1 pseudogene is annotated in these 337 nt (G+C 64.1%); it reads left to right on the plus strand.

What is annotated here, in order from left to right:
• Window positions 1-337 (plus strand): annotated as a pseudogene (locus tag HX846_RS38755) (hypothetical protein); the annotation flags it as partial.

Raw genomic sequence — 337 nt, forward strand, 5'->3', positions numbered from 1 at the left:
CGCACCGGCGACCTCGGCCGCTGGCGTGCCGACGGTGTGATCGAGTACCTCGGCCGTCGCGACCAACAAGTGAAACTGCGCGGCCATCGCATCGAACTGACCGAAATTGAACACCGCCTGGCCCAACACCCCAACGTGCGTGAAGCCGCGGTATTGCTGCGCGAGAACAACGTAGGCGAAGCCTGGCTGGTGGCCTACTGGTCGGCCCATGACGACACACTGGGCAGCACCGGCCTGAGCGAACACCTGCGCGCCCAACTGCCGCCGTACATGGTACCGGCAGCGTTCGAATGCATGGAACGCTTGCCGTTGAACAACAACGGCAAGGTCGACCGCA

It is taken from the genome of Pseudomonas sp. K5002 (genome assembly GCF_013386655.1).
Taxonomy (GTDB): domain Bacteria; phylum Pseudomonadota; class Gammaproteobacteria; order Pseudomonadales; family Pseudomonadaceae; genus Aquipseudomonas.